The organism is Pseudaeromonas paramecii (assembly GCF_039540575.1).
GTDB lineage: Bacteria > Pseudomonadota > Gammaproteobacteria > Enterobacterales > Aeromonadaceae > Pseudaeromonas > Pseudaeromonas paramecii.
Window position 1 is genome coordinate 80,638 of sequence record NZ_BAABFC010000007.1, and the last position, 21,952, is coordinate 102,589.

A 21,952-nucleotide genomic window follows, 5' to 3' on the forward strand; every position below is an offset into this window, starting at 1 on the left:
TCACATTTTTAACGACAAGGCGGAGGGTTATGGTTATAATCGCCCCCCTTTTTCGGGCCAGCCAGCGACTCCAGATGTTTTTCTGCCGCTACAGCGCCCGCCCCACGACACTGTCTAACGGAAGAAAATATGTCTGAGAACGAGACCCTGCCCAGCTTTGAACAACTGGGTCTGGCTGAACCTATCCTGCGCGCCCTGAACGACGTAGGCTATGAAACCCCGTCCCCCATCCAGGCCGCCGCCATTCCGCCGCTGCTGGAAGGCCGCGATCTGCTGGGCCAAGCCCAGACAGGTACCGGTAAGACGGCCGCCTTCGCCCTGCCGCTCATCTCCCGCTTGAACGCCAGCGATACCGCCACCCAGGTGCTGGTGCTGGCCCCGACCCGGGAGCTGGCCATTCAGGTGGCCGAGGCGTGCCAAAGCTATGCCAAGTACCTGCCGGACTTCCATGTGCTGCCCATCTACGGCGGCTCCTCCTACGACACCCAACTGCGTGCCCTCAAGCGTGGTGCCCAGGTGGTGGTGGGGACCCCTGGCCGGGTGATGGACATGATGCGCCGCGGCAAGCTGGACTTGTCCGCCCTGCGTGCCCTGGTACTGGATGAAGCCGATGAGATGCTGCGCATGGGCTTCATCGACGATGTGGAGTGGATCATCGAGCAGTGCCCCTTCGATCGTCAGATCGCCCTGTTCTCCGCCACCATGCCCGATGTGATCCGCCGTGTGGCCCACCGCCACCTGCAGGAACCCAAAGAGGTGAAGATCGCGGCCAAGACCAGCACCGCCTCCACCGTGCGTCAGCGCTACTGGATGGTCTCCGGTCTGCACAAGCTGGATGCCATGACCCGTCTGCTGGAAGTGGAACCCTACGATGCCCTGCTGGCGTTCGTGCGTACCAAGACGGCGGCGGAAGAGCTGGCCACCAAGCTGGCCGCCCGTGGTCATGCCTGTGAGGCCCTGCACGGCGATATCCCGCAGAAGCTGCGTGAGCGCACCGTGGAGAAGCTCAAGGGCGGCCAACTGGACATTCTGGTGGCCACCGACGTGGTTGCCCGGGGTCTGGATGTGGAGCGGATCACCCACGTGGTGAACTACGACATTCCCTACGACACCGAATCTTATGTACACCGTATCGGCCGGACCGGCCGTGCTGGTCGTAGCGGGGATGCCATCCTGTTCGTCGCTCCCCGCGAGCGCCGCATGCTGCGTGCCATCGAGCACACCACCCGTCAGCCCATCGAGCCGATGCACATGCCCACCGCCCAGGACATCAACCGTCACCGGATGGAGCAGTTCAAGCAACAGATCCGCGACACCCTGCTGTCGGACGATCTGGAACAGTACCAGGAAGTGGTGGCCGAGTTCCTGCAGGACGACACCACGGATCCGCTGGATCTGTGTGCCGCCCTGGCCAAGATGGTCAAGGGGGACGAGCCCCTGTTCATGGACGAAAGCCAGCCTGAGCCGGCTCAGCGCAACATGGACGATCGCCGAGATCGCAACAGTGAGCGCGGCTTTGAGCGTGACGATCGCCACGAGCGTCGTGAACGCAAGCAGCCCAGCACTGGCCCGCGTCCGCTGAAGGACCATCCTGAGGTGAGCACGGTACGCTACCGTGTCGAAGTGGGTTATGAGCACGGCGTCAAGCCAGGCCAGATCGTCGGTGCCATCGCCAACGAGGCGGACATCGACAGCTCCTACATTGGCCATATCGAAATCTTCGACACCTGCACTACCGTGGATCTGCCCGAAGGCATGCCGGAAGAGGTGATGGATGTGCTGAAGAAGGCCCGGGTCTGTGGCCGTCCGCTGGAGATCAGCGTCTTCACCGGTGAGCTGCCCCAGCGCAGCGAGCGCCGTGGCAAGCCGTTTGGCGGCAAGCCCTTCGGTGGCGACAGTCGCGGTCGTGGTGACGGGCGTGGTCGTGGCGAAGGCCGGGAGCGGCCCTTCGGTAACGACCGGGGCGACTTCAAGCGGGGTCCGCGCAAGTTTGACAAGGGCGGCCGCAACGACCGCTAAGCCCCCTTGTTAGACAAGAGCCCCCGCTTGCCGGGGGCTTTTTGTTTTGATTCAGCAGGCTATTATTCTAATAAATTGAAATAAAAGCGTTTTACCGCACTTTTACCTGCCATGGGGTCCCACATAATCATGAGTGCACCCGCTGTCCGCCGGCCACTGAGCAGCCGGTAAGCCGGGGCGGGCGCCACATAAGGAGCTACGTATCATGAGTCACGCCGTATTTCATTTAGGTTTGCAACAGGCCGATCTGGCCGGCGCCACCCTGGCCATAGTGCCGGGGGATCCGGAACGGGTGAAGCGTATCGCCGAGCGGATGGAGAATCCCCGCTTTCTGGCCAGCCATCGTGAGTTCACCAGCTATCTGGCGGAACTGTCTGGGGTGCCTGTGGTGATCTGCTCCACCGGCATCGGTGGACCCTCCACCTCCATCGCGGTGGAAGAGCTGGCCCAGCTGGGTGTTCGCACCTTCCTGCGGGTGGGCACCACGGGGGCCATTCAACCCCATGTGGCGGTGGGGGATGTGATCGTCACTACGGGTTCGGTACGCCTGGATGGGGCCAGTCTGCATTTTGCGCCGCTGGAGTTTCCGGCGGTTGCCGACTTTGCCTGTACCACCGCCCTGGTGGCGGCCGCCCAGGCTGCGGGGTGTGAGCCCCACGTGGGTGTTACCGCCTCCTCCGATACCTTCTATCCGGGCCAGGAGCGCTACGATACCTTCTCCGGTCGGGTGACCCGGCGCTTTGCCGGCTCCATGGCGCAGTGGCAGGCCATGGGCGTGCTCAACTACGAGATGGAATCGGCAACCCTGCTGACCATGTGTGCCAGTCAGGGGCTCAAAGCGGGCTGTGTGGCGGGGGTGATCGTCAATCGTACCGGCCAGGAGATCCCGGATGCGGTGACCCTGGCCAAGACCGAAGGGGATGCGGTGGCCATCGTCATCGCGGCGGCCCGTCAACTGGTGACCGGCGCGGTCTAAGGCCAGCCGTCATTTGCCAATCCAAAAAAACAGGGTGCAGTGCGCACCCTGTTTTTTTATCACTGTTGTCCGATCGATCATGCCAATCACGCTGACATCTGCCGCCGGACTTTATACCGGATTCTCCGCCAGGCTAGGCCTGGGCCAGCAGCTCACGGGCATTGGCCAGGGTGTTGTCGGTGATCTGATCGCCCCCCAGCAGGCGGGCCAGCTCACCCAGCCGGCCACTGAGGTCCAGGGCGGCCATGCTGGTCTGGGTCTGCTCGCCATCGTGCTGTTTGGCCACCAGGAAATGGTGATGTCCCTGACCCGCCACCTGGGGCAGGTGGGTGACCACCAGAACCTGGGTGGATTGGCCCAGCTGGCGCAGCAACCTTCCCACCACGGCGGCGGTGGGACCACTGATCCCCACATCCACCTCATCGAAGATGAGGCTGGGGGTGGCGATGCGCTCGGCGGTGATCACCTGGATGGCGAGACTGATGCGGGAGAGTTCGCCGCCGGAGGCCACCTTGGCCAGGGGTTGCAAGGGTTGTCCCGGGTTGGTTGCCACCAAAAATTGCACCAGATCCTGACCCAGCGGGCTGGGGTGTCGATCGGCCGCCGGGCTGATGTCGATGACGAGACGGCCCTGGGGCATGTTGAGCTGTTGCATATGCTGACTGATCTGCTCCCCCAGTTGCTGGGCATAGCGGCTACGGCTGGCACTGAGGCGACCGGCGGCGGCTTGGTAGGCACTCAGGCTGGCCTGTAGACCGGCCTGCAGGCCCTCAAGCTGCTCATCACAGGCCAGCAAGCTGGTCAACTCGGCCTGCAAGCCGGCATGGTGGGCCACCAGCTCGGCCGGCTTGATCTGGTGCTTGCGGGCCAGGTCCAGTGTCTTGGTGAGACGGCTCTCCAATTGGGCGAAACGCTCGGGATCCGGCTCCAGCCGATCCAGATAGTGACGCAGCTCGTCATAGCCCTCATCCAGTTGGATCTGGGCTTCCTGCAGCAGCCCCAAGGCCGGCTGCAGGGCCGGATCCAGGCTCTGCATCTGCTCCAGGCGACGAATGAGGGCCTTGAGCTGACCTAAAACCGTGTATTCATCATTGTCGTGCAGGCCATCCAGACAGTACTGACAGTCCGCCACCAGGGCACCGCTGTTGGCCAGGCGGCTGTGCTCCGCCTCGATGGTGGCGAATTCCCCGTCCTGCAGGGCAAACTCGTCGAGCTCCTGCACCTGATACTCCAACAGCTGACGGCGGGCCTGCCGCTGTTCGGCCTCCTGCTGCAGGCGCAGCAGCGTCTGTTGTTGTTGGCGCCAGCTCTGGTGATGCTGGCGCACCTCCTCCAGCAGGCTGGTGTGAGCGGCATAGGCATCCAGTATGGCCAGCTGTTGTTCGGGCCGCATCAGCAATTGGTGGGCGTGTTGGCCGTGGATGTTGATAAGCAGCTGACCCAGGGCCTTGAGTTGTGCCAGCGGCACCGGGGTGCCGTTGATGTAGGCGCGGGAGCGGCCCTCAGCCGTGATCACCCGCCGCAGCAGACACTCGTCTTCCGTCTCCAGCTCCTGCTGTTGCAACCAGCGGCGAGCCGGCGGGTTGCGCAACAGGTTGAAACGGGCACTGATTTCCGTCTTGTCGCATCCTGGCCGTATCATGCTGGCCTCGGCTCTACCGCCCAGGGCCAGGCCCAAGGCATCAATCGCGATGGATTTACCGGCGCCGGTCTCCCCCGTGATGCTGGTCATGCCGGACTGCAGATCCAGCTCGAGGAATTTGACGATGGCGAAGTTATGGATAGTGAGTTGAGTCAGCATGCGGCACCTGCGAACAATACTGTATTGACAAACAGTATATACTGTTTATCAATACAGTAAAGCGCGAAAAGTGCACAGGGTGAGGCGAACTAGAACAGCTTGCTACCCCAGCTGAGTTTACTTCTTAGTACGTTGAAATAACTGTGATTTTCAGGGTGAAGCAGCCGCAGTCTGTGGGGCGCCTTGGCGATCAGTATCTCGTCGCCGGGGTTGACCGCCAGGTTGACGTGGCCGTCGCAGCTCAGCAGCAGTTGTTCAGCCTGATCGTCGGGTGACACCACCAGTTTCACCTGACTGTCGGCATCGATGACGATGGGGCGGCAGCTCAAGGTATGGGGGAACATGGGCACCAATGAGAGGGCATTGAGCCCGGGAGTGAGGATGGGTCCGCCGGCAGAGAGGGCATAGGCGGTGGAACCGGTGGGGGTGGCGACTATGATGCCGTCAGCCCGTTGGCTGTACATGAAGTTGTCATCTATGTAGACGGCAAAATCAATCATGTGGGCCACCTTGCCCGGATGCAGCACCACCTCGTTGAGTGCCGTATTGGCTGCCTTGCGTTCGCCGTGGCGGTGCACTGCGGCCTCCAGCAAGAAGCGATACTCGGTCTGAAAACGTCCTTGCAGCACCTGACTCAGCGGCTCGGCAAAGTCTTGCGGTGTCAGATCGGTCAAAAAACCCAGGTTACCCCGGTTTACCCCCAGCACGGCCACATCGAAGCGCGCCAGCACCCGGGCGGCCCCCAGCATGTTGCCATCGCCCCCCACCACTATGGCCAGATCAGCCTCTTCCCCCAACTGCACCAGATCCCGGGCACAGGCGGGATCCACGCCCAGCTGGCGGGCCACGCGACTCTCGACCAGGACGGGATAACCCAGTGCGCGCAGATAATCGTGCAGGGCCTGCAGTGTCTCGTTGGTGCCGGCATGTTGGGGCTTGCCGATGAGGGCAATGGTGTTAAAGGCTTGAGCCATAATGCAATGCTCGCAAAACCAGTGGGGCTCCAGTATAGCGCCAAAGGCCGATACCACCGCAAGCCTGCTGCAAACGCTGCGGATTTTCGCCCTGGCCTTGAAAGCGGGATCTTCATCCCCATAATAGCTGCAACTTGAAATAGGTAAGTGGGAGTCATCATGAACAATCAGGACCAAGCGATGGAGCAACAGCAGGCGCAACCCGAGTTGGAGCAGGCCGAACAGGCGGTGCCCGAGGTGGAGTTTGATATGCAGGCGCTGCTGGAGAAGCTTGAAGCCGCCGAAGCCGCTGCCGCCGAAGAGCGGGACCGTGCCGTCCGCGCCGTGGCCGAGATGGAGAACATCCGCCGCCGCGCCGCCCAGGATGTGGAGAAGGCGCACAAGTTTGCGCTGGAGAAGTTTGTCGGTGAATTGCTGCCGGTGATCGACAATCTGGAGCGCGCCCTGGAGGCCGGTGACAAGGCCAATGAGGTGTTGCTGCCCCTGCTGGAAGGGGTGGAGCTGACCCTGCAATCCATGCAGAACTCGGTGGCCAAGTTTGGCGTGCAGGCCATCAACCCGCAGGGTCAGCCATTCGATCCCAACCAGCATCAAGCCATGAGCATGATTGAGAACGCCGAGGTGGCGCCCAACACGGTGATCGCCGTGATGCAGAAGGGCTACGAGCTCAACGGTCGTGTGGTGCGCCCGGCCATGGTGATGGTGGCCAAGTCACCCAGCGTAGACACCCAGGCGTAAGTTTTTTTGGCCCTGGGCCTTGAAGGGGTAAAAGACACCCCCATATAGCAGACAAGGCCGGGTGACAGCGCCAATGCGACAGCGCCGGATGTCACCGCCACAGTGCAATTGCGAATCAAGCATAAAGAATTTCGGAGAATAGAAATGGGTAAAATCATCGGTATTGACCTGGGTACGACCAACTCCTGCGTGGCCATTCTGGACGGGGATCATGCCCGTGTTATTGAGAACGCCGAAGGGGACCGCACCACACCGTCAATCATCGCCTATTCCGATGACGGTGAAATCCTGGTGGGTCAGCCGGCCAAGCGTCAGGCTGTCACCAACCCCAAGAACACCCTGTATGCCATCAAGCGCCTGATCGGTCGTCGTTACGAAGACGAAGAAGTGCAGCGCGACATCGGCATCATGCCGTTCACCATCACCCGCGCCGACAACGGCGACGCCTGGGTTGAGGTGAAGGGCAAGCGGATGGCACCGCCGCAGATCTCTGCCGAAGTGCTCAAGAAGATGAAGAAGACCGCCGAGGACTTCCTGGGCGAGCCGGTGACCGAAGCCGTCATTACCGTACCGGCCTACTTCAACGACGCTCAGCGTCAGGCCACCAAGGATGCCGGTCGCATCGCTGGCCTGGAGGTCAAGCGCATCATCAACGAACCGACCGCTGCGGCGTTTGCCTACGGCGTGAACAAGGTCAAGGGCGATCGTAAGATTGCCGTGTATGACCTGGGCGGTGGTACCTTCGATATCTCCATCATCGAAATCGACGAGATGGATGGCGAGAAGACCTTCGAGGTGCTGGCCACCAACGGGGATACTCACCTGGGTGGGGAAGACTTCGACAACCGCCTGATCAACTATCTGGTGGACGAGTTCAAGCGTGAGCAAGGCATCGATCTGCGCAAGGATCAGCTGGCCCTGCAACGTCTGAAGGAAGCCGCCGAAAAGGCCAAGATCGAGCTGTCCTCTGCCCAGCAGACCGACGTGAATCTGCCGTACATCACCGCCGATGCCACCGGTCCCAAGCACATGAACATCAAGGTGACCCGCTCCAAGCTGGAGTCCCTGGTGGAAGACATGGTGAAGAAGTCCATGGAGCCGGTGCGCATCGCGCTGCAGGATGCCGGTCTGTCCGTGTCCGAGATCGACGACGTCATCCTGGTGGGCGGTCAGACCCGCATGCCCATGGTACAGAAGGTGGTTTCCGACTTCTTTGGTAAGGAACCCCGCAAGGACGTCAACCCGGACGAAGCCGTGGCCATGGGTGCCGCCATCCAAGGTGGCGTGCTGGCCGGTGAGAAGCACGACGTGCTGCTGCTGGACGTCACCCCGCTGTCCCTGGGCATCGAGACCATGGGCAGTGTGATGACCGCCCTGATCGAGAAGAACACCACCATTCCGACCAAGAAGTCTCAGGTGTTCTCCACCGCCGAAGACAACCAGTCTGCCGTGACCATTCACGTGCTGCAGGGGGAGCGTAAGCGCGCCGCTGACAACAAGTCACTGGGCCAGTTCAACCTGGAAGGCATTCGCCCGGCACCCCGTGGCCTGCCGCAGATCGAGGTGACTTTCGACATCGATGCCGACGGTATCCTGCACGTGTCCGCCAAGGACAAGGAGACCGGCAAGGAGCAGAAGATCACCATCCAGGCCTCCTCTGGTCTGTCTGACGAGGAGATCCAGCGCATGGTCAGCGAAGCCGCCGCCCACGCCGCCGAGGACAAGAAGTTTGAGGAGCTGGTGCAGGCGCGCAACCAGGCCGATGCTCTGGTGCATGCCACCCGCAAGCAGGTCACCGAAGCCGGTGACGCCCTGCCGGCGGATGAGAAGAGCAAGATTGAGGCGGCCATTGCCGATCTGGACGGTGCCATCCGTGGTGATGACAAGGCCGAGATCGAAGCCAAGCAACAGGCGCTGATGATGGCGGCGCAGAAGCTGATGGAGCTGGCGCAGCAACAGGCTCAGCAACAGGCCCAGGCCGGTGATGCCGGCCAGGCCCAGGGCGCCGCCCACGATGATGTGGTGGATGCTGAGTTTGAAGAAGTTAAAGACGACAAGAAATAATCGTTGCCGGGTCCGGTAGCGGATACGGGCGTTGGGCAACCAACGCCCGTCTGTGTATCCACAAGGCAGAGATTTTAGAGTATGTCCAAACGCGATTATTATGAGGTTCTCGGGGTTGAGCGCAGCGCCGACGAGAAGGATATCAAGAAGGCGTATAAGCGCTTGGCCATGAAGCTGCACCCGGATCGCAACCGGGGCAGCAACGACACCGAAGAGCAGTTCAAGGAAGTCAAAGAGGCCTACGAGATCCTGAGCGATCCGCAGAAGCGGGCCGCCTATGACAAGTTCGGCCATGCCGGGGTGGATCCCAACATGGGCGCCGGTGGCGGTGCCGGCTTTGGTGGCGCCGACTTTGGTGACATCTTCGGTGATGTGTTCGGTGACATCTTCGGTGGCGGTGGTGCCCGGCGAGCCCAGCGGCCGTCCCGTGGCGCGGATCTGCGCTACAACCTGGAGCTCTCTTTGGAAGAGGCCGTGCGCGGCATCAGCAAAGAGATCAAGGTGCCGACCCTGGTGGGCTGTGACGAGTGCCATGGTTCCGGTGCCAAGCCGGGTTCCCAGCCGCAGACCTGCCCAACCTGTCACGGTTCTGGTCAGGTGCAGATGCGTCAGGGCTTCTTTGCCGTCACCCAGGCCTGTCCGCACTGTCGTGGCAAGGGCAAGATAGTGACCGACCCTTGCCGCAAGTGCCATGGCGAGGGGCGCTATCAGAAGACCAAGACGCTGTCGGTGAAGATACCGGCCGGTGTCGATACCGGAGATCGTATTCGCCTGGCGGGCGAGGGCGAGGCGGGGGAGAATGGCGCACCAGCAGGGGATCTGTACGTCCAGGTGCACGTCAAGGAGCACCCCATCTTCGTCCGCGATGGCAACAACCTGTACTGCGAGGTGCCCATCAGCTTCACCAATGCCGCCCTGGGTGGCGAGGTGGAGGTGCCGACCCTGGAGGGGCGCCTGAAGCTGAAGATACCGCCAGAAACCCAAACTGGCCGCATGTTCCGCATGCGTGGCAAGGGGGTTCGTTCGCTGCGCTCCGGCGTGGAAGGGGATCTCATCTGCAAGACGGTGATAGAAACGCCCGTTAACCTGAGCGAGTCGCAAAAGGAATTGCTGCGCCAACTGGAAGAGTCTATCAGTGGTGCCGAGGCCAAGGTTCACAAACCCAAGGCCGAAGGATTCTTTGAGGGCGTGAAGCGTTTCTTTGACGATCTCACCAGCTGAGGCGAGGGGCCCCGCCGATCCCGGGGATGAATTGTGCCGGTGTTCGTATTACACTGGCGCTTATCCAACAAGGTGACGACACCGCCATGCGGCGGGCAAGTCTGTCACACCGCGACGCTACTCGGTGCTTTGGCGCCGAGTAGTCTTTTTTTATTTCGTTGACTAGCTAAACGAGTGTTGATTATGAGTCAGACGCCGATGACAGTGACTGGGGCTCAGAAGCTGCGCCAGGAACTCGAACACCTCAAGACGGTCATGCGACCGCAGATCATCGCCGCCATTGCGGAAGCACGTGCCCATGGTGATTTGAAGGAAAACGCCGAGTATCATGCGGCCCGCGAGCAACAGGGTTTCTGTGAAGGCCGCATTCAGGAGATCGAGTCTAAGCTCTCCAATGCCCAGATCATCGACATCAGCAAGTTGCCGCAAACCGGTCGAGTGGTGTTTGGGGTGACAGTGACCCTGATGAACTGCGATACCGAGGAGGAGATCAGTTATCGCATCGTTGGCGATGACGAGGCGGATATCAAGGAGCGTCTCATCTCCGTTAATTCGCCCATCGCCCGTGGCCTCATCGGCAAGGAGGTGGACGATGTGGTGAACATCAAGACACCGGCCGGTGATGTGGAATATGAAATCCTGGCGGTGGAATACCGTTAAGCCCTATGATGACGGCCATGACAAAGGGGGCCAAGGCCCCCTTTGTCATGCGTGACAGAACAGATTATTTCTTCGGCAGCACCAGCTTAGGTTCCTGAGCCGGGCGGTACAGGGTCAGCATGTTACCCATGGCCTGTACCTGGTTGGCGCCGGTCTCCCGCACTATGGCTGCGTTGATCAGTTGCTTGGTCTCGCGATCCGGTGCGCTGACCTTCACCTTGATCAGTTCGTGGTGGGCCAGGGCAGCGTCAATTTCGGCCAGTACCCCTTCGGTGAGGCCGTGTTGACCCAGCAGTACCACAGGTTTGAGGCTGTGTGCCAGGCCCTTGAGATATTGCTTCTGTTTGGTCGTGAGAGTCATGGGAATTTTCTTCGTTATCCGGGTTGAAAGCGGTACATTCTACCCCCATCTGCCCCTTAATACTAATAGCCTTTATGGCTTGGCGTGAGTTTAGATGAGTAAGAAAAAGCGTTCCGCCAGCTCCTCCCGCTGGCTCAAAGAACACTTCGATGACAAGTATGTGCAACAGGCACAGAAGCAGGGGCTACGTTCCCGGGCCGTGTTCAAGATTGATGAAATCCAGCAGCGCGACCGGCTGATCAAGCCGGGCATGACGGTGGTGGATCTGGGGGCTGCCCCCGGTGGCTGGTCCCAGTTTGCCGTGGAGCAGGTTGGCAGCAAGGGCCGCGTGGTGGCCTGTGACATCTTGCCGATGGATCCCATTGCCGGGGTTGACTTCCTGCAAGGCGACTTTCGGGATGAAGCCGTGCTGGCGGCTTTGCTGGAGCGCGTCGGGGATGAGAAGGTGGATGTCCTGTTGTCAGACATGGCGCCCAATATGTCCGGCAATCTGGGTGTGGATCAGCCTAGATCCATGTATCTGGTGGAATTGGCGCTGGATATGTGTCGGCAGGTCTTGGCACCTAACGGCGCCTTTGTTGTCAAGGTGTTCCAAGGCACCGGCTTTGAGGAATATCTCAAGGAAGTCAGGTCCCTTTTTACCGTGGTGAAGAGCAGAAAGCCGGATTCATCCAGAGCTCGTTCACGGGAAGTCTACATTGTAGCTACAGGTTTTAAACTGTAGTAACCTTTGAGCGTTCGCAGCCATCAGTTATGAGGTTAATGATTTGAGTGACATGGCGAAAAACCTGATCCTTTGGCTGGTCATTGCCGTGGTGTTGATGTCTTTGTTTCAGAGCTTCAGCCCCAGCGATTCTTCCGGCCGCCAGATGGATTACTCGACGTTCGTGCGGGAGGTCTCCCAAGATCAGATCCGCGAGGCTCGCATCGATGGCAAGATGATCAGTGGTGTGAAGCGGGACGGGGAGTCCTTCATCACCGTCATCCCTACCCAGGATCCACAGCTGATCAACGATCTGCTCAAGCACAATGTGCGGGTGCGAGGCGTCAAGCCAGAAGAACCCAGCCTGTTGGCATCGATTTTCATCTCCTGGTTCCCCATGCTGTTGCTGATCGGTGTCTGGGTGTTTTTCATGCGCCAGATGCAGGGCGGCGGTGGCAAGGGCGCCATGTCGTTTGGCAAGAGCCGTGCTCGCCTGATGGGTGAAGATCAGATCAAGACCACCTTTGCCGATGTGGCCGGCTGTGATGAGGCCAAGGAAGAGGTGAAAGAACTGGTGGATTACCTCAAGGACCCCTCCCGTTTCCAGAAGCTGGGTGGCAAGATCCCCAAGGGGGTCTTGATGGTTGGTCAGCCGGGTACGGGTAAGACGTTGCTGGCCAAGGCCATTGCCGGCGAAGCCAAGGTGCCCTTCTTCTCGATTTCTGGTTCCGACTTTGTGGAAATGTTTGTCGGGGTCGGTGCCTCCCGGGTGCGGGATATGTTCGAGCAGGCCAAGAAGTCGGCGCCCTGTATCATCTTCATCGACGAAATCGACGCGGTCGGTCGCCAACGTGGTGCCGGCCTGGGCGGTGGGCACGATGAGCGTGAGCAGACCCTCAACCAGATGCTGGTGGAGATGGACGGCTTTGAGGGCCATGAGGCGGTGATCGTCATCGCGGCCACCAACCGGCCCGATGTGCTGGATCCGGCCTTGCTGCGTCCGGGGCGTTTCGACCGCCAGGTGGTGGTGGGCTTGCCGGATGTCCGTGGCCGTGAACAAATTCTCAAGGTGCACATGCGTAAGGTTCCCCTGGGGGACGATGTGGATGCCGCCGTGATTGCGCGGGGGACACCTGGCTTCTCCGGTGCGGATCTGGCCAACCTGGTGAACGAGGCTGCCTTGTTTGCCGCACGGGGCAACAAGCGCCTGGTGGGCATGACGGAGTTCGAGCGCGCCAAGGACAAGATCATGATGGGTGCCGAGCGCAAGTCCATGGTCATGACCGACAGCGAGAAGGAGATGACGGCCTATCACGAAGCCGGCCATGCCATCGTCGGTCGTCTGGTACCTGAGCACGACCCTGTCTACAAGGTCTCCATCATTCCTCGCGGGCGAGCCCTGGGTGTCACCATGTACCTGCCGGAGCAGGATCGCTGGAGCCACTCCAAGCAGTATCTCGAGTCCATGATCTCCAGCCTGTACGGTGGTCGTCTGGCCGAAGAGATCATCTATGGTCGTGAGAAGATGACCACAGGCGCTTCCAACGACATCGAGCGCGCCACCGAACTGGCACGCAAGATGGTGACCCAGTGGGGCATGTCTGAAGAGTTGGGGCCTTTGTTGTATGCCGATGAAGACGGGGAGGTCTTCCTGGGCCGCTCCGTGGCGAAGGCCAAGCACATGTCGGACGATACCGCGCGTCTCATCGATGCGGAGATCAAGCATGTGATCAACCGTAACTACGACCGAGCCAAGCACATACTCAACGAAAATCTCGACATCCTGCATGCGATGAAGGATGCCCTGATGAAGTATGAGACCATAGACGCCAAGCAGATCGATGATCTGATGGCGCGGCGGGAGGTGCGTCCGCCCATGGAGCAGCGCTCTTCCGACGACTCTTCCATGACGGGCAACGGTGGCGAGTCCCAGAGCGAAACCGACGTGTCTGCCGAGCAGGAGACACAGGTGCGGGATGAACCGGAGCAGGCGGCCATTGACACCGAGCCGACACCACCCAAGGCCAGCGATAGTAACGCCTGATTGGCTGTCTAATAAACCCCGGGGATTCCCGGGGTTTTGTTTTGGAGATTTCGCATGTTGTTACGTTCTAAGGGGCGTGAGCTGGATCTGAGTCGGCCCCAGGTGATGGGGATCCTCAATGTTACCCCAGACTCATTTTCCGATGGCAACAGTTACCGGCAAAAAGACGCGGCGCTACGACATGCGGCGCGACTGTGTGCCGAGGGGGCAACCCTGCTGGACATAGGTGGTGAGTCAACACGACCTGGCGCGGCGGAGGTCGCCGTGCAGGAAGAGCTGGAGCGTGTGCTTCCTGTGGCCGAGGCCGTGTTGGCCGAGCTGGATGTCATGGTCTCCGTCGATACCTCCAAGCCTGAGGTGATCAGGGCGGCCTGCCGTGCGGGTATCCATCTGGTGAACGATATTCGTGCATTGCGGCTACCCGGAGCCTTGGAGGCGACTGCTGCTGATCCTGAGGTGCTGGTGTGCCTGATGCACATGCAGGGCGACCCGCAGACCATGCAGATAGCGCCGCACTATGGCGACATGCTGGCAGAGGTATACGACTTCTTGTTAGCCCGCATTCAGGCTTGTGAGGCTGCCGGTATCCAGCGTGGTCGTCTCTTGCTGGATCCTGGGTATGGCTTTGGCAAGACCCTGGAGCAAAACTATCGCTTGCTGGGTCAGCAGGCCCGCTTCCTCGAGCTGGGCTGTCCCTTACTGGTGGGCATGTCACGCAAGTCCATGATCGGCAATCTGCTAGACCGTCCGGTAAATGAGCGCCTGGCTGGCAGTTTGGCGGCGGCCCTCTTTGCGGCTCAGGCTGGTGCGCGTATCATCCGTGTCCATGATGTCAAAGAGACCTGCGATGCCCTCAGGGTCTTTGACTATGCCCAAGAGTGCAGCAAGCAGTAAGGAGCAGCATGAGCAGACAATATTTCGGTACCGATGGTATCCGCGGCAAGGTAGGTGACAGCCCCATCACGCCTGATTTTGTGATGAAACTGGGCTGGGCCGCTGGTCAGGTACTGGCCAAGCAAGGTACTCGTAAGGTACTGATTGGCAAAGACACCCGAATCTCGGGTTACATGTTAGAGGCGGCACTGGAAGCGGGCCTGTCTGCGGCAGGCCTCAAGGCGGTGTTGTTAGGCCCCATGCCGACGCCGGCGGTGGCTTATCTGACGCGTACCTTCCGCGCCGAAGCGGGCGTGGTGATCAGTGCCTCCCACAACCCCTATTACGACAACGGCATCAAGTTTTTCTCCACCAATGGCACCAAGCTGCCGGACGAGGTTGAACAGGCCATTGAAGCTGCCATGGATCGACCGCTGCAGTGTGTTGAAGCGGCGCAACTAGGTAAGGCCAGCCGAGTGGATGATGCACCGGGTCGCTATGTCGAGTTCTGCAAGAGTACCTTTCCCAGTGAGCTGAGTCTGGATGGCCTCAAGTTGGTGGTGGACTGTGCCCATGGCGCCACCTATCACATTGCGCCGCTGGTCTTTCGGGAGCTGGGCGCCGAGGTGATCGCCATGGGCTGCAGTCCGGATGGCCTGAACATCAATGCCGGGGTGGGGTCAACCGCACCCCAGGCCCTGGTCGAGCGGGTGTTGGCGGAGCAGGCCGACATGGGGATTGCCTTTGATGGGGATGGGGATCGCCTCGTCATGGTGGATCATCAAGGCAACTTGCTGGATGGCGATGTGCTGCTGTACCTGATTGCTCGCGATTGCCATGCGCGCGGCGTCCTGCAGGGGGGCGTGGTGGGCACATTGATGTCCAATCTGGGTCTGGAATTGGCATTGGCCGATCTGGACATTCCCTTCGTACGGGCCAAGGTGGGTGACCGCTACGTCATGGAGCTGCTTCAGGAGCAGGGCTGGCGGCTAGGCGGCGAGAACTCCGGCCACCTCATCTGTCTGGATCAGACCACCACCGGCGATGGTATTGTCGCGGCCTTGCAGGTATTGCGGGCGGTGCGTCGGCAGGGCATGTCACTGGCGCAACAGCGTGAGCTGGTGCCGCTGTTTCCCCAGGTGCTGGTGAATGTCCAGTTTAAGGAGGGGCAGGATCCTGTCGCTGCACCTCAGGTACAGGCGGCGGTGCGGGAGGCAGAGCAGCGCTTGGCCGGGCGAGGTCGGGTGCTGCTGCGCAAGTCCGGTACCGAACCCTTGATCCGCGTCATGGTGGAAGGGGAGGAGGCCGCCCTGGTTAAGGCGTTGGCTGAGAGCATAGCGGCGGTAGTGCGCTCGCTTTAACGCTGCGAAAATACACACAATTGTTTGTTTTGTTGAGAAATTGCCCAAACAAACCAGAAATTCAAAATTCTGCTTGTGTCCTACCATCAGGCTGGCTAGTATTAGCCCCGCTCCAGCAGGGGAGGCTCTTGATGAGTGCTCCATCGGTGTTGCGGAGCGGCTAACTGCCAGCCTGTCTGGGCTATCAACCAGGTGTTCTGGGGACCTCAAGCCGAGTTAGGTGGCTTGCAAGGATGGTAGAATAAACACCTCGGTCACTGAGTTGACCACGTTAAGACAGGGTAAGCAAATGTACGAAATTCTCCTGGTGCTGTATCTGTTGATCTCACTTGCCTTGATCGGCTTGGTGTTGATCCAGCATGGTAAGGGAGCCGGCATGGGTGCCTCTTTTGGTGCCGGTGCTTCGAATACGGTTTTTGGTTCGGCTGGTTCAGGTAATTTCCTCACTCGAACCACCGCCATCCTCGCGGCTGTGTTTTTTGTGATTAGTCTGGTGCTGGGCGCCATGACCAATCAAAAGCTCAAGCCGGCAGAGGATTGGAGTAACCTGGATCAGGCGCAAGCCGAGCAGGTGGCTCCTGTGGCAGTCCAAGATTCTGCAGCGCAGAACACGGATGTGCCCAACTAAAGCAAGTTTTGCCGAGCTGGTGGAATTGGTAGACACGCTATCTTGAGGGGGTAGTGCCTATCTGGCGTGCGGGTTCAAGTCCCGCGCTCGGCACCAAATGTAGAGAGTTGTCTGGCTTGCAGCCAAATGGTCAGGCAATTATAATCTCGCATGAATCGGACGCGGGGTGGAGCAGCATGGTAGCTCGTCGGGCTCATAACCCGAAGGTCGTAGGTTCAAATCCTGCCCCCGCAACCAAATTCTCGTCCATGGCTGTTGCAGTGCACTTGCTGCAGGACGGCCACTCTTGGAGTGGTAATCAGGGTCCAGTGAAGAAGCCCCGATTGGAATATCGGGGCTTTTTTGTTATCTGATTTCCACGGTCCGTGACGGGACTGTATTCACTGGGCTATATGGCCCTTTTTTTATTTACGGAGGGTGGCTTTGGCTACGTTAGAACAACGCCTGACTCAGATGCTCGAACCGCCAGTGGAGGCGCTCGGCTACGAATTGTGGGGCATCGAATACGTTCGTGCCGGCAAGCATTCGACTCTGCGGGTCTACATCGAACATGCCGATGGCATCACGGTAGAAGATTGTGCCGAGGTGAGCCATCAGGTCAGCGCTGTGCTGGATGTGGAAGACCCCATCAGCACCGAATACTACCTGGAGGTATCCTCTCCGGGCATGGAGCGCCCTCTGCTCAAATTGGCCCATTTTACCCGTTATCTGGGTGAGGTGGCCTCGGTGACATTGCGTATGGCGATGAACAATCGCCGTAAATACAAAGGTGTAATCAAGCAGGTCGATGGGGAAACTATCACCCTGACCGTCGATGGACAAGACGAGATGCTGGCGTTTGCCAACATTCAACAAGCCAATCTGGTTCCTAACTTTGATTGACGAGGCAATCGGACATGAATAAAGAAATTCTGTTAGTGGTCGATGCGGTCTCCAATGAAAAGGCCGTTCCCCGCGAGAAAATTTTCCAGGCGCTGGAAACTGCCCTGGCCACCGCCACCAAGAAGAAATATGAAGGCGACATCGAAGTCCGTGTTGCCATCGATCGCAAGACCGGTGACTTTGACACTTTCCGCCGCTGGGAAGTGGTGGATGTCGAGGGTGTGCTGGAGAACCCGTTCCGCGAAATCACCTTGGACGCCGCGCGGGTCGACGAGCCCGAGATCCAGGTGGGTGACTTTGTTGAGGATCAAATCGAGTCCATCACCTTTGACCGTATCACCACCCAAACTGCCAAGCAGGTCATAGTGCAGAAGGTCCGTGAGGCAGAGCGCGCTCAGGTCGTCGAGCAGTTCAAGGATCAAGAAGGCAGCATCATCACGGGTGTGGTGAAGAAGGTTAACCGCGACAGCATCATTCTGGATCTGGGCAGCAATGCCGAGGCCGTACTGTACCGTGACGACATGCTGCCCCGCGAAACCTTCCGTCCAGGGGATCGTATCCGCGGCCTGCTGGCGGCGGTGAAGCCGGAAGCCCGTGGTAGTCAGCTGTTTGTCAGCCGCGCTCATCCAGACTTCCTCAAGGAACTGTTCCGCATCGAAGTGCCGGAAATCGGTGAAGAGATCATCGAGATCAAGGGTGCAGCCCGTGATCCCGGCTCCCGCGCCAAGATCGCCGTGAAAACCAATGACCGCCGTATCGACCCCGTGGGTGCCTGTGTGGGCATGCGTGGCGCTCGGGTGCAGGCCGTCTCAGGGGAACTGGCAGGTGAGCGCATCGATATCGTGCTGTGGGATGACAACGTCGCTCAGTACGTCATCAACGCCATGGCACCGGCCGATGTGGCTTCCATCATTGTCGATGAAGACAACCACACCATGGACATCGCCGTGGTGGCCAGCAACCTGGCGCAGGCCATCGGCCGCAACGGGCAGAACGTCCGTCTGGCTTCCCAGCTGACCGGTTGGGAACTCAACGTCATGACGGTCGAAGAGATGCAACAGAAGCACCAGGCCGAGAAGGATCGCATCCTCAACCTGTTCACCCAGGCTCTGGACATCGATGACGAATTCGCCGATGTGCTGATCGAGGAAGGTTTCTCTACCCTCGAAGAGATCGCCTATGTGCCGATGAATGAGCTCTTGTCCATCGAAGGTCTGGACGAGGAGATGGTGGAAGAGCTGCGGGCGCGTGCCAAGCAGTCCCTGTCTACCAAGGCACTGGCTCAGGAAGAATCCTTTGAAGGGGTGGAGCCGGCAGACGATCTGCTTGGCTTGGCCGGCCTTAGCCGTGAATTTGCCTACATGCTGGCCGCCCGCGGGGTGGGTACCCTGGAGGAGCTGGCTGAGCAAGGCATCGACGATCTGATGGGGATCGAAGGAATGACCGAAGAGAAGGCGGGCCAACTCATCATGGCAGCTCGCAACATCTGTTGGTTCGGTGAGCAGGCCGAATAATCTGCGGAGGTAATGAATGGCAGAAGTATCAGTAAAACAACTTGCCCAGGATATCGACACCCCGGTGGAGCGTCTTCTTCAGCAGTTCTCTGCGGCCGGTATCACCAAGTCTGTAGATGATGTGGTGAGCGAAGATGAGAAGCAGAATCTGCTGGCCCATCTGAAGAAGCAGCATGGTGGCGACAGCGACACCGAGCCCAAGCGGATGACCCTGCAGCGTAAAACCAAAAGCACCTTGAGTGTCCAGGGCGCGGGTGGTAAGAACAAGTCTGTTCAGGTGGAAGTGCGCAAGTCCAAGACCTATGTACGTCGCTCCGTAGTGGACGACGCCCAGCGGCAGGAAGAAGAAGAGCGTGCACGTCAGGAAGCTGAACGTCAGGCTCAGGAAGAGAAGGCCCGTCAGGAAGCGGCAGCGGCAGAAGCCCGCGCCAAGGCTGAGCAGGCCAAGGCCCAGGAACAGGCGCGTAAGAGCGCTGCGGCCAAGAATGAGCCTCCCAAGAAGGTTCATAAAGAGGTAGACGAGATGGCCAAGCGGGAAGAGGAGGCGCTCAAGCGCCAGCAGGAGCAGGAAGCTCAACGCAAGGCGGAAGCCGAAGCCGAACGTAAGGCCGAAGAAGCCCGCCGTCTGGCCGAAGAGAATGCCGCCCGCTGGGCCGAAGAGGAAGCCGCGCGCAAGAAGGCTGAAGAGGCCGATGACGAGGCGGGTAATACCTCGACCTTTGTCAAGGAAGCCGAAGCGGAACGCGAGCGCCAAGATGAATCTCGGGGGCGCCGCCGTCCGGCCGTGGCCAAGGCCAAGAAGGGCCATGACGATGACCGTCGTGATCGTGAAGACCGGGCCCGTGGCCGTGCCAAGGGCAAGCGTGGGCGCATCAATACCCCCAGCTCGATGCAGCATGGCTTCAACAAGCCGGCTCAGCCGGTTAACCGCGATGTGGTGATCGGTGAGACCATCACGGTGAGCGAGCTGGCTCAGAAGATGGCGGTCAAGGCGGTCGAGGTCATCAAGGTGATGATGAAGATGGGCGCCATGGCGACCATCAACCAGGTGATCGATCAGGAAACTGCCCAGCTGGTGGCCGAAGAGATGGGCCACAAGGTGGTTCTGCGTCGTGAAAACGAGCTGGAAGAAGCCGTACTGCAAGACCGTGATTCCACCTCCGAGGCACAACACCGTGCCCCCGTGGTAACCATCATGGGTCACGTCGACCACGGTAAGACCTCTCTGCTGGACTATATCCGTAAGGCCAAGGTCGCCGCAGGCGAGGCCGGTGGCATTACCCAGCATATCGGTGCCTACCACGTCGAAACCGACAACGGCATGATCACCTTCCTGGACACCCCGGGTCACGCGGCCTTTACCGCCATGCGTGCCCGTGGTGCCAAGGCCACGGATATCGTAGTACTGGTGGTTGCCGCGGACGACGGCGTCATGCCGCAGACCATTGAGGCTATCCAACACGCCAAGGCCGGTAACGTGCCGCTGGTGGTGGCGGTGAACAAGATCGACAAACCCGCAGCCGACCCGGATCGGGTGATGAACGAGTTGACCCGCTACGGTGTCGTCTCAGAAGAGTGGGGTGGTGATACCCAGTTCGTGCAGGTGTCTGCCAAGACAGGTCAGGGCATCGACGATCTGCTGAACTCCATCCTGCTGCAGGCGGAAGTTCTGGAGCTGAAGGCCGTACAGGATGCCATGGCGTCCGGTGTGGTCATCGAATCGCGCCTGGACAAGGGCCGTGGTCCGGTCGCTACCGTGCTGGTACAAGAAGGTACCCTGCGTCAGGGTGATATCGTGCTGTGCGGTCTGGAATACGGCCGGGTGCGCGCCATGCGTGACGAGCTGGGCCAAGACGTCAAGGAAGCCGGTCCTTCCTTCCCGGTGGAAATCCTGGGTCTGTCAGGCGTACCGTCAGCCGGTGACGAAGCGACCGTGGTGCGTGACGAGAAGAAGGCCCGAGAAGTGGCCCTGTATCGTCAAGGCAAGTTCCGCGAAGTCAAGCTGGCGCGCCAGCAGAAGGCCAAGCTGGAAAACATGTTCTCCAACATGACCGAAGGCGAAGTCTCCGAGCTGAATGTGGTGCTCAAGGCCGACGTTCAGGGTTCTACCGAGGCGATCTGCGACTCGTTGCTGAAGCTCTCCACCGACGAAGTGAAGGTGAAGATCATCGGCTCCGGTGTCGGCGGCATTACCGAAACCGACGCCAGCCTGGCGGCGGCGTCCAATGCCATCATCCTGGGCTTCAACGTGCGTGCCGACTCCTCTGCTCGCCGCATCATTGAGTCCGAGAACCTGGATCTGCGCTACTACTCCGTGATCTATGACTTGATCGACGAAGTGAAGCAGGCCATGAGCGGTATGCTGGCACCGGAGTACAAGCAGCAGATCATCGGTCTGGCCGAAGTGCGCGACGTGTTCAAGTCGCCCAAGTTTGGTGCCGTGGCTGGCTGTATGGTTACCGAAGGGACCGTCAAGCGCAGCAGCCCCATCCGGGTACTTCGTGACAACGTGGTCATCTACGAAGGCGAGCTGGAATCCCTGCGTCGCTTCAAGGATGACGTGCCCGAGGTCAAGAATGGCTACGAGTGTGGTATCGCCGTGAAGAACTATAACGACGTTCGTGTCGGCGACCAGATCGAAGTCTACGAGACCATCGAGATCCAGCGTACGCTGTAATCCAGAGCCAAAAACAGGGGGCTTAACGGCCCCCTTTTTGTCAGGAATTCACCATGAGCAAAGAATTCAGCCGTTCCCGGCGGGTGGCGCAACAGGTGCAGCGGGAAGTCGCCCTGATACTGCAGCGGGAGATCAAGGATCCCCGTATCGGTATGGTCACCGTCTCCGATGTGGAAGTAAGCCGCGATTTGCAGCACGCCAAGATCTTTGTCACCTTCCTCTTTGATGATGAGCCGAACATCAAGGCGGGCCTGAAGGTGCTGGAAGACGCGGCAGGCTATGTCCGAATTTTGCTAGGCAAGGCGATGCAACTGCGGGTGGTGCCCGAATTGCGCTTTGCCTATGATAAGACCCTGGTTGAGGGCATGCGCCTGTCCAACCTGGTGACCAACACGATTCGCGAAGACGAGCGCCTGCACCAGGACGCCGGTCAGAGCGAGGAGGAAGAAGAGTAAA

18 protein-coding genes and 2 tRNA genes are annotated in these 21,952 nt (G+C 59.7%); 17 read left to right on the forward strand and 3 right to left on the reverse strand.

What is annotated here, in order from left to right:
- Nucleotides 1-129 precede the first annotated feature (129 nt).
- Both ABD847_RS05080 and udp read left to right on the forward strand, forming a co-directional pair.
- On the forward strand, nt 130-2,019 hold the full coding sequence (locus ABD847_RS05080; RefSeq protein ID WP_345010701.1) for a DEAD/DEAH box helicase: 1,890 nt from the start codon (nt 130-132) through the stop codon (nt 2,017-2,019).
- Nucleotides 2,020-2,224: 205 nt separating this feature from the next.
- A complete protein-coding gene (gene udp / locus ABD847_RS05085) occupies nt 2,225-2,995 on the forward strand; it encodes a uridine phosphorylase (protein ID WP_345010703.1) in 771 nt (256 codons plus the stop codon).
- 133 nt (nt 2,996-3,128) lie between these two features.
- Here udp and recN read toward each other — a convergent pair whose 3' ends face one another.
- Entirely contained in the window at nt 3,129-4,796 is a 1,668-nt protein-coding gene (recN, locus tag ABD847_RS05090) for a DNA repair protein RecN (RefSeq protein ID WP_345010704.1), read from the reverse strand.
- Between the two features lie 89 nt (nt 4,797-4,885).
- The gene (gene nadK / locus ABD847_RS05095) at nt 4,886-5,770 is read right to left on the reverse strand and encodes an NAD(+) kinase (protein ID WP_345010705.1); all 885 of its coding nucleotides are present in this window, start codon (nt 5,768-5,770) and stop codon (nt 4,886-4,888) included.
- A 159-nt stretch (nt 5,771-5,929) separates the two neighbouring features.
- Here nadK and grpE point away from each other — a divergent pair, with 159 nt between their 5' ends.
- The 4 genes from grpE to greA all read left to right on the forward strand — a co-directional run bounded on the left by grpE (nt 5,930) and on the right by greA (nt 10,453).
- Complete coding sequence (gene grpE, locus ABD847_RS05100) at nt 5,930-6,508, forward strand: nucleotide exchange factor GrpE (protein WP_345010707.1); 579 nt, start codon at nt 5,930-5,932, stop codon at nt 6,506-6,508.
- 144 nt (nt 6,509-6,652) lie between these two features.
- Complete coding sequence (gene dnaK, locus ABD847_RS05105) at nt 6,653-8,572, forward strand: molecular chaperone DnaK (protein ID WP_345010709.1); 1,920 nt, start codon at nt 6,653-6,655, stop codon at nt 8,570-8,572.
- 81 nt (nt 8,573-8,653) lie between these two features.
- Complete coding sequence (gene dnaJ, locus ABD847_RS05110) at nt 8,654-9,793, forward strand: molecular chaperone DnaJ (RefSeq protein WP_345010711.1); 1,140 nt, start codon at nt 8,654-8,656, stop codon at nt 9,791-9,793.
- A 183-nt stretch (nt 9,794-9,976) separates the two neighbouring features.
- Entirely contained in the window at nt 9,977-10,453 is a 477-nt protein-coding gene (greA, locus tag ABD847_RS05115) for a transcription elongation factor GreA (protein ID WP_345010713.1), read from the forward strand.
- A gap of 64 nt (nt 10,454-10,517) precedes the next feature.
- Here the strand turns inward: greA and yhbY are convergent, their stop codons facing one another.
- A complete protein-coding gene (gene yhbY / locus ABD847_RS05120; RefSeq protein ID WP_345010715.1) occupies nt 10,518-10,814 on the reverse strand; it encodes a ribosome assembly RNA-binding protein YhbY in 297 nt (98 codons plus the stop codon).
- A gap of 94 nt (nt 10,815-10,908) precedes the next feature.
- Here yhbY and rlmE point away from each other — a divergent pair, with 94 nt between their 5' ends.
- From rlmE to rbfA, 11 genes are all read left to right on the forward strand, one after another.
- The gene (rlmE, locus tag ABD847_RS05125) at nt 10,909-11,538 is read left to right on the forward strand and encodes a 23S rRNA (uridine(2552)-2'-O)-methyltransferase RlmE (protein ID WP_345010717.1); all 630 of its coding nucleotides are present in this window, start codon (nt 10,909-10,911) and stop codon (nt 11,536-11,538) included.
- A gap of 43 nt (nt 11,539-11,581) precedes the next feature.
- Nucleotides 11,582-13,561, forward strand: coding sequence for an ATP-dependent zinc metalloprotease FtsH (ftsH, locus tag ABD847_RS05130; RefSeq protein WP_345010719.1), 1,980 nt, complete (start codon nt 11,582-11,584; stop codon nt 13,559-13,561).
- A 54-nt stretch (nt 13,562-13,615) separates the two neighbouring features.
- A complete protein-coding gene (gene folP, locus ABD847_RS05135) occupies nt 13,616-14,455 on the forward strand; it encodes a dihydropteroate synthase (protein WP_345010721.1) in 840 nt (279 codons plus the stop codon).
- Nucleotides 14,456-14,463: 8 nt separating this feature from the next.
- Nucleotides 14,464-15,795, forward strand: a complete 1,332-nt coding sequence (glmM, locus tag ABD847_RS05140) for a phosphoglucosamine mutase (protein ID WP_345010723.1) — start codon at nt 14,464-14,466, stop codon at nt 15,793-15,795.
- 289 nt (nt 15,796-16,084) lie between these two features.
- Nucleotides 16,085-16,423, forward strand: a complete 339-nt coding sequence (gene secG, locus ABD847_RS05145) for a preprotein translocase subunit SecG (protein WP_345010726.1) — start codon at nt 16,085-16,087, stop codon at nt 16,421-16,423.
- 10 nt (nt 16,424-16,433) lie between these two features.
- A tRNA-Leu gene (locus tag ABD847_RS05150) sits at nt 16,434-16,519 on the forward strand.
- Nucleotides 16,520-16,583: 64 nt separating this feature from the next.
- Nucleotides 16,584-16,660 (forward strand) — tRNA-Met (locus ABD847_RS05155).
- A gap of 186 nt (nt 16,661-16,846) precedes the next feature.
- Nucleotides 16,847-17,305, forward strand: coding sequence for a ribosome maturation factor RimP (gene rimP, locus ABD847_RS05160; RefSeq protein ID WP_345010728.1), 459 nt, complete (start codon nt 16,847-16,849; stop codon nt 17,303-17,305).
- A gap of 14 nt (nt 17,306-17,319) precedes the next feature.
- On the forward strand, nt 17,320-18,819 hold the full coding sequence (nusA, locus tag ABD847_RS05165) for a transcription termination factor NusA (protein WP_345010730.1): 1,500 nt from the start codon (nt 17,320-17,322) through the stop codon (nt 18,817-18,819).
- Nucleotides 18,820-18,835: 16 nt separating this feature from the next.
- Nucleotides 18,836-21,496 carry a translation initiation factor IF-2 gene (infB, locus tag ABD847_RS05170; protein WP_345010732.1) on the forward strand — a complete coding sequence of 887 codons (2,661 nt, stop codon included), beginning with the start codon at nt 18,836-18,838 and terminating at the stop codon, nt 21,494-21,496.
- 53 nt (nt 21,497-21,549) lie between these two features.
- On the forward strand, nt 21,550-21,951 hold the full coding sequence (gene rbfA, locus ABD847_RS05175) for a 30S ribosome-binding factor RbfA (protein WP_345010734.1): 402 nt from the start codon (nt 21,550-21,552) through the stop codon (nt 21,949-21,951).
- Nucleotide 21,952 lies beyond the last annotated feature (1 nt).

Excerpts from the sequence above, each read along its gene's own strand:
- ABD847_RS05080 (WP_345010701.1), top strand. The coding sequence starts at position 130 with ATGTCTGAGAACGAGACCCTGCCCAGCTTTGAACAACTGGGTCTGGCT.
- udp (WP_345010703.1), top strand. The coding sequence starts at position 2,225 with ATGAGTCACGCCGTATTTCATTTAGGTTTGCAACAGGCCGATCTGGCC.
- recN (WP_345010704.1), bottom strand. The coding sequence starts at position 4,796 with ATGCTGACTCAACTCACTATCCATAACTTCGCCATCGTCAAATTCCTC.
- nadK (WP_345010705.1), bottom strand. The coding sequence starts at position 5,770 with ATGGCTCAAGCCTTTAACACCATTGCCCTCATCGGCAAGCCCCAACAT.
- grpE (WP_345010707.1), top strand. The coding sequence starts at position 5,930 with ATGAACAATCAGGACCAAGCGATGGAGCAACAGCAGGCGCAACCCGAG.
- dnaK (WP_345010709.1), top strand. The coding sequence starts at position 6,653 with ATGGGTAAAATCATCGGTATTGACCTGGGTACGACCAACTCCTGCGTG.
- dnaJ (WP_345010711.1), top strand. The coding sequence starts at position 8,654 with ATGTCCAAACGCGATTATTATGAGGTTCTCGGGGTTGAGCGCAGCGCC.
- greA (WP_345010713.1), top strand. The coding sequence starts at position 9,977 with ATGAGTCAGACGCCGATGACAGTGACTGGGGCTCAGAAGCTGCGCCAG.
- yhbY (WP_345010715.1), bottom strand. The coding sequence starts at position 10,814 with ATGACTCTCACGACCAAACAGAAGCAATATCTCAAGGGCCTGGCACAC.
- rlmE (WP_345010717.1), top strand. The coding sequence starts at position 10,909 with ATGAGTAAGAAAAAGCGTTCCGCCAGCTCCTCCCGCTGGCTCAAAGAA.
- folP (WP_345010721.1), top strand. The coding sequence starts at position 13,616 with ATGTTGTTACGTTCTAAGGGGCGTGAGCTGGATCTGAGTCGGCCCCAG.
- glmM (WP_345010723.1), top strand. The coding sequence starts at position 14,464 with ATGAGCAGACAATATTTCGGTACCGATGGTATCCGCGGCAAGGTAGGT.
- secG (WP_345010726.1), top strand. The coding sequence starts at position 16,085 with ATGTACGAAATTCTCCTGGTGCTGTATCTGTTGATCTCACTTGCCTTG.
- nusA (WP_345010730.1), top strand. The coding sequence starts at position 17,320 with ATGAATAAAGAAATTCTGTTAGTGGTCGATGCGGTCTCCAATGAAAAG.
- infB (WP_345010732.1), top strand. The coding sequence starts at position 18,836 with ATGGCAGAAGTATCAGTAAAACAACTTGCCCAGGATATCGACACCCCG.
- rbfA (WP_345010734.1), top strand. The coding sequence starts at position 21,550 with ATGAGCAAAGAATTCAGCCGTTCCCGGCGGGTGGCGCAACAGGTGCAG.